Here is a 519-nt window from a genome sequence, read left to right as displayed (position 1 = left end):
CTACCTTTTAAAAGGGTGCAATAATACATCATCAATGCGGAATATAATAAATACATTCTCTAATATTTGAATATAGCAGAGACCAGAGCAAACAGCCAAATCGAATGATGGAGCAGCTGATTGATGGAAGGGAGTCAGCTGATAGATCACATGATTCCTTCCTATGCGACCGATTGGTGAATCTCATCCAGGGCGCTCTATTTAAACTGCTCTGGCCTGCCTACTGTTGCTGCTTCCTCTGCAGGCTGCTTTGCAACCTGCCTCCACCCCAGCTCCTCCTTTTCATGCTGCATCTGACTTATCAGTGTCATTTCTGCTGCTCTGTTCTGTTCTAGGGGGGCCTTTGCTGCTGCTCTCTCTGCCTTAGGCTTCCCCTGTAGGCGTGTGGAAGAGGGTTTCTGTGTTGGCCTAGGAAAAGCAGCGAGGCCCCAGAACAGAGCCATAACCCCAAATATAAAACTGCAAATAGGAAGTTTTCTTTGACTTAAGTGGTCCTCACTTAAGTAAAAAAAATACAAT

General features: G+C 45.5%; 1 protein-coding gene. It reads right to left on the bottom strand.

The window, feature by feature from the left end:
• Nucleotides 1-197: 197 nt before the first annotated feature.
• Nucleotides 198-519: hypothetical protein (locus tag R7O13_RS30870; protein ID WP_318305719.1), on the bottom strand; the 322-nt coding region annotated here is incomplete at its 5' end.

The sequence above is a fragment of the Vibrio sp. Y176 genome (assembly GCF_033438945.1).
The sequence above is the reverse complement of the archived record's forward strand: the minus strand, read 5'-3'. Positions and strand labels throughout refer to the sequence as shown.